This is a genomic window from Facklamia sp. P13055 (assembly GCF_050409445.1).
GTDB lineage: Bacteria > Bacillota > Bacilli > Lactobacillales > Aerococcaceae > Facklamia.
On sequence record NZ_JBNUPL010000040.1, the window covers coordinates 1 to 5,218 of the forward strand.

Below are 5,218 nucleotides of genomic sequence, written 5' to 3' on the forward strand. Positions count from 1 at the left end.
TAGTGGGACATTTTGATTTGTGTTCTCTTGAGACATTATCATTTACGTTTAACAACAAGAAAAAGCTATTTAAAAACTTCTTGCAATCTCATAAGCCTTCCGTTATAATATTGAAATGCATGTATTCAAACCATGCATTGGGTGGGAGGAGCAAGTTTAAAAAAGATAAAAGCTCCAATTACCACATCACGAAAATTGACATAAGGAGGAATATTCGTGGCTAAAAAAGTTGTCACTCAAGTAAAATTACAAATCCCTGCAGGTCAAGCGAGCCCAGCTCCACCAGTAGGTCCAGCGTTAGGTCAAGCCGGCGTTAATATCATGTCCTTTACGAAGGAATTTAACGCACGTACTCAAGATCAACAAGGAATGATTATTCCAGTTGTTATTGATGTCTATGAAGATCGTTCATTTACCTTTATTACTAAAACACCACCAGCTCCAATCCTATTGAAAAAAGCTGTTGGCTTGAAAAAGGCTTCAGGTGAACCTAACAAGAACAAAGTCGGAAAGGTTACACGTGATCAAGTCCGTGAAATCGCAGAAATTAAAATGGCAGACTTAAATGCAGCCGATGTAGAAGCTGCTATGCGTATGGTTGAAGGAACTGCCCGTTCAATGGGGATTACAGTCGAAGACTAAGCGCCAAGGTAGCTTCTCGCCCCGTTTCTATCGGGTGTGGGAGGGAAACCCCGAATAACCACAAATATAGGAGGAAAAACAAATGGCTAAGAAAAGCAAAAACTATGTAGCGGCAAGAGAAAAAGTTGACCGTACAAAGAAATATGATGTAACAGAAGCAGTCGCATTAGCAAAAGAAATTGATTTTGCAAAATTTGATGCCTCTGTTGAAGTATCTTACAATTTAAATATCGATGTTAAAAAAGCAGACCAACAAATTCGTGGCGCAATGGTGCTACCACATGGAACAGGTAAAACACAAACAGTGGTAGTTATTGCAAAAGGTGAAAAAGCCGCTGAAGCAGAAGCTGCTGGAGCAGACTTTGTTGGTGAAGAAGATCTAATTAATAAAATCAACGGTGGTTGGTTAGATTTCGACGTAATGGTAGCTACCCCAGATATGATGGGACAAGTTGGACGTTTGGGTCGTGTCTTAGGACCTAAAGGCTTAATGCCAAACCCTAAAACAGGTACCGTTACAATGGACGTAACCAAAGCCGTTAACGATATCAAGGCTGGACAAGTAACTTACCGTGCAGATAAAGCAGGTATCGTGAATGTTCCAATTGGTAAAGTATCTTTTGAAGATGAAAAATTAGTGGAAAACTTCAAAGCACTTCATGAGCAAATTATGCGTGTGAAGCCAGCTACAGCTAAAGGAACTTATATTACTAATTTAGCTTTAGCAACCACTTTCGGACCCGGAATCAAGATTAACGTCGAAAGTTTATAATTTCATATTGACAAATAATTTGTTTATCACTATGATAAATAAGTATTTTAAACGACCTAAGACAGTAAGTGGCTAAGCCTTAATTTCTTACCGAGGAAGTTCCCGTTAAACAGGAAGCTATCTCTATGTCTAGGTGACATAGAGATTTTTAATTTTAAAAATCTCTATACCTATTTGATGGAGGTGAAAGAAGAAACATGGTTAAAGAAGCAGTATTAAATGCAAAGGCTCAAGAAATTGAAAAAATTGCTGAAGATATGAAAAACTCTGCAACAATCGTTGTAGTGGATTATCTTGGCTTAACGGTTGAAGAAGTAACAGACTACCGTAAACAATTACGTGATGCAGGCGTTCAAATGAAGGTTGTGAAAAACACAATGCTTCGTCGTGCGGCTGAAAAAGCAGGAATCGAAGTTCCTCAAGATTTATTCAAGGGTCCTTCAGCGATTGTCTTCTCAGATGACGTCGTAAATCCAGCGAAAATTTCAGCAAACTTTGCTAAAGACAATGAAACTCTTGAAATTCGTGGCGGAATTGTTGAAGGTCAAGCAGCTACTAAAGAAATGATTGAACAAGTAGCGAAAATGCCTGGTCGCGAAGAATTACTTTCAATGTTACTATCTGTATTGCAAGCGCCAATGCGCAATGTGGCATCTGTCCTTTCTCAAGCAAACCCAGCACAACAAATGGTTTACGCTTTGAACGGAATTATCGACAAAAAAGGTGCTGCCTAAATCGATCGCTCGTCGCATAAGTACAATATAAACTAAAAAAATATTTGGAGGAAACCAAAATGGCATTAAATATTGAACAAATTATTGAAGATATCAAATCAGCAACAGTTGTAGAATTAAACGAATTAGTAGAAGCAATTGAAGAAGAATTTGGCGTATCTGCTGCGGCTCCTGTAGCTGTTGCAGCTGGACCTGCTGCTGGCGGTGGCGAAGCTGCTGCAGAGCAAACTGAATTTGACGTAGTATTAACTTCAGCTGGCGACGCTAAAATTAAAGTAATCAAAGTGGTTCGTGAAGCTACTGGCTTGGGCTTGAAAGAAGCTAAAGAATTAGTAGACAACGCTCCTAAAGCAATCAAAGAAGGCATTTCTAAAGAAGACGCTGAAGAATTGAAAGCTAAAATTGAAGAAGTTGGTGGATCTGTAGAAGTTAAATAATTTCTCTATCCCATCTATATTAACCTGGTCAGATCTTCTGATCAGGTTTTTCCCTTTTTAAAGATAAATTTAAAAAGTTGGGCTATAATGGAAGAGAAAGATTGAGGAGGGAAGAAAATGGTCAAGTTATTAATTGCAGATGATGACAAAGCAATTTTAGATTTATTACATATTTATATGCGTAATGAGGGATATGAGTGTATATTAGCTAATAACGGAGAAGAAGCTTTAGAAATAATTAACTTACATCCTGAATTAGATATCGCTCTTTTAGATATTATGATGCCTAAAATGACGGGGATGGAAGTATTAGAAGCCATGCGTCATAAAAATGTAGATATTCCAGTTATTTTTATTTCAGCTAATCAGACTCAAACCGATAAAATTTCTGGCTTGCTTGCAGGAGCCGATGATTATGTTACTAAACCCTTTGAACCTTTAGAGGTAGTCGCTAGAGTCAAGAGTATCTTAAGACGTCAAGGTGTGAATGCTCATTCTTTAGCGCAAAAAGACAGTAAAGACTTTATTAATCTAGGAGCAGTCACAATCGATACTAAAGGACATCAAGTGATGACTGCTGAAGGAGAAGAAATTAAAGTAACAGGTCTGGAATTTGAAATTTTACAGTTACTTGCCGAGCAAAGGGGGAAAGTTTGGTCTGCTGATGAAATTCTTAATAGTGTTTGGAAGGATAATTCCTCTGCTTCTACTAAAACGGTAATGGTCCATGTAAGTAACCTCAGAAATAAAATAGAAGAAGCAACTGGCGGCGAGAAAGTTATTCAAACCGTGTGGGGAGTGGGCTATAAGATTGATAAATAAGAATGAAGAAAAAAAGGCTGGACTAATTCCTTCTTTTAAAAGTTTTAAACTAAGTAAAAGCGACCGCATTGAAATGACGATAAATCTATTTATAGTAGCTGGTACCGTTTCCTTTATTTATCTTGTGCTAATGTTTAGCTATCAACAACTCTTAAATTTTTTAACATTCAATTTAGGATGGACCATTAAAACAAATTTGAAAGATAACATTATCGCATATACACTCTATAATAAAAGTAATCAAATATTAATTGGTCTTTATCTTGCTACTTTATTTATTACAGTGACTTTTAGATATATTCATGAAAGAAATCGGATTACTTTAAGGTATATTCGTAAATATATTTCCGCCATGGCTAAAGGCAAGTATGACCTGAGAATTCCCAATGAGGGAATTGGAGACTATGTCACTTTGGCTCAGGATGTGAACACCCTGATGGACTCTATTAATCAAGCTTTTAAGGAAAGAGACGAGACCGAGAAAACAAAAGATGAATTAATGAATAATATAGGTCATGATATTCGAACGCCACTTACCTCAATACTTGGGTATTTAAGACTGATTCAAGACAGCTCAGATTTAACTCAAGAAGAACTGGCCTCTTATATAAAAACAGTGCATAGTAAAGCTAAAAGCATGCAAGTATTAATCAATGATCTGTTTGAATATACCTCCACCCAACAAACGACTGCAAAAGTTAATAAACAAGCTATAGCTATGCAAGCTTTTACAGAACAGGTGCTTGCTGACTTTAATTTGCAAGCCAAGCAAGCAGGGATTGAAATGTTCTGTCAAGTCACACCAAGTGACTTGGTATTAGAAATTGATCCTGAAAAAATGGTAAGAGTATTTAACAACTTTATAACCAACACTTTTAAATACGGAGAAGGTGCCACTTATCAAAAAATATTAGTGACAGAAATGACTGATCAAGAGTATAAAAAATATACTCGCTATCAAAAAAACAGACTGGATACGATTAAAACAGAAAAATGGGTGGTTATCGAGTTTCGAAATAATGGCACCTTATTGAATGAGGAAGATTTGGAACGAGTATTTGAACGATCCTATCGAGCTGACAGCTCACGGACCTCTCAAAAACCGGGATCAGGCTTAGGGTTAGCGATTGTACGCAATATGGTTGCCCTTCATCAAGGGGTAGCTTATGGAATTGTGGAAGAACAAGATCTTGTCTTTCGGGTCGAAATTCCAATCTTAAGGGAAGACTTACATTAAAGAATCAAACATTACAATACTTGTAATATTTGAAACCGAATTGTATCTTTAAAAACTTTAGATTTACTTGCTATTCTTTAAGAGAAGGTTATAATTATTCATGTTGGAAGAAAGTTAAATGCTTATTCAAACTTAAGTACTAACAAAACTCTAAAGAATTCCTAAAGTTTTTAAATTTTATCTTTAAAAAGCCTTGAAAATTATTTAGAAGTTTGTTAATATTAAAAGTAAGGAATGCAAATAGCTTTCCAGCCGTCGCTAGAAAAATAAAAAACAAAAAAGAAAGAGGTATAATAAATGAAAAAATTATTATTAACTTCAGTTGCAGCATTAACTGTTGCAGCAGCAGGAATGCCAGTAGCAACATCAGTAAACGCACAAACTCAAAATAATCCAGTTGAAGCACAAGAGCAGAAAACTACTTATAAATTAGAAGTAAAAACAGCAGATACAAATATTACTTCAGAATACAAAGCAGAAAGTATGCAAGCAGCTGAGCAACATTTCCACGATTATGTGGCAGGTCAAGGATTAAAAGACTTAGAATGGTCATATGATTTTGATACAATGACAT

The 5,218-nt window shown here is 36.2% G+C and carries 7 protein-coding genes and 1 other annotated feature; all 7 genes read left to right on the forward strand.

Annotated elements, in window-relative coordinates; translation table 11 throughout:
• The first annotated feature begins 216 nt into the window (after window positions 1-216).
• Complete coding sequence (gene rplK, locus ACQV2O_RS08365) at window positions 217-642, forward strand: 50S ribosomal protein L11 (RefSeq protein ID WP_428874537.1); 426 nt, start codon at window positions 217-219, stop codon at window positions 640-642.
• A gap of 82 nt (window positions 643-724) precedes the next feature.
• Window positions 725-1,414: a 50S ribosomal protein L1 gene (rplA, locus tag ACQV2O_RS08370; protein WP_428874538.1), complete on the forward strand. Its 690-nt coding sequence runs from the start codon at window positions 725-727 to the stop codon at window positions 1,412-1,414.
• Between the two features lie 37 nt (window positions 1,415-1,451).
• Window positions 1,452-1,574, forward strand: a sequence feature (ribosomal protein L10 leader region).
• Window positions 1,575-1,611: 37 nt separating this feature from the next.
• On the forward strand, window positions 1,612-2,148 hold the full coding sequence (gene rplJ / locus ACQV2O_RS08375; RefSeq protein WP_428874539.1) for a 50S ribosomal protein L10: 537 nt from the start codon (window positions 1,612-1,614) through the stop codon (window positions 2,146-2,148).
• 59 nt (window positions 2,149-2,207) lie between these two features.
• Window positions 2,208-2,585 carry a 50S ribosomal protein L7/L12 gene (gene rplL, locus ACQV2O_RS08380; RefSeq protein WP_428875546.1) on the forward strand — a complete coding sequence of 126 codons (378 nt, stop codon included), beginning with the start codon at window positions 2,208-2,210 and terminating at the stop codon, window positions 2,583-2,585.
• A gap of 117 nt (window positions 2,586-2,702) precedes the next feature.
• Entirely contained in the window at window positions 2,703-3,407 is a 705-nt protein-coding gene (locus tag ACQV2O_RS08385; protein ID WP_428874541.1) for a response regulator transcription factor, read from the forward strand.
• Window positions 3,397-4,644, forward strand: coding sequence for a sensor histidine kinase (locus tag ACQV2O_RS08390; protein ID WP_428875547.1), 1,248 nt, complete (start codon window positions 3,397-3,399; stop codon window positions 4,642-4,644). Before ACQV2O_RS08385 ends, ACQV2O_RS08390 begins: the two co-directional genes overlap by 11 nt.
• Window positions 4,645-4,941: 297 nt before the next feature.
• Window positions 4,942-5,218: hypothetical protein (locus tag ACQV2O_RS08395; RefSeq protein WP_428875549.1), on the forward strand; the 277-nt coding region annotated here is incomplete at its 3' end.